The sequence below is a fragment of the Furfurilactobacillus curtus genome (genome assembly GCF_045862785.1).
Taxonomy (GTDB): Bacteria; Bacillota; Bacilli; order Lactobacillales; family Lactobacillaceae; genus Furfurilactobacillus; species Furfurilactobacillus curtus.
The window spans coordinates 1-569 of sequence record NZ_BQXO01000053.1 but is presented as its reverse complement, the minus strand read 5'-3'; the positions used below and the strand labels follow the sequence as shown (position 1 = coordinate 569).

1 protein-coding gene is annotated in these 569 nt (G+C 47.6%); it reads right to left on the bottom strand.

The features are described from left to right. The coding region (locus tag ACKTR2_RS10400; RefSeq protein ID WP_407885070.1) for a hypothetical protein at positions 1-569 on the bottom strand (569 nt) is incomplete at both ends.

Sequence of the window (569 nt, the reverse complement as noted above, 5' to 3'; positions counted from 1 at the left end):
GTTTGAACCAGAGTTCGAATTACCTGTGTTGCTGTCACCAGTGTTATTTGAGCCGGAGTTTGAATTACCTGTGTTGCTATCACCAGTGTTGTTTGAACCAGAGTTCGAGTTACCGGTGTTGCTGTCACCGGTGTTATTCGAGCCAGAGTTCGAATTACCGGTGTTGCTGTCACCGGTGTTGTTTGAACCAGAGTTCGAGTTACCGGTGTTGCTGTCACCAGTGTTGTTTGAACCGGAGTTCGAGTTACCAGTGTTACTGTCACCGGTGTTGTTCGAACCACTGTTCGAATTACCACTGTTTGAGTTACCGGTATTGTTGTCACCGGTGTTGTTCGAGCCAGAGTTTGAATTACCTGTGTTGCTATCACCAGTGTTGTTTGATCCAGAGTTCGAGTTACCGGTGTTGCTGTCACCGGTGTTGTTTGAACCACTGTTACTGTTCCCAGTGTTGCTGTCACCGGTGTTGTTCGAACCACTGTTCGAGTTACCTGTATTGCTGTCACCGGTGTTGTTTGAACCAGAGTTCGAGTTACCGGTATTGCTATCACCAGTGTTATTCGAGCCGGAGT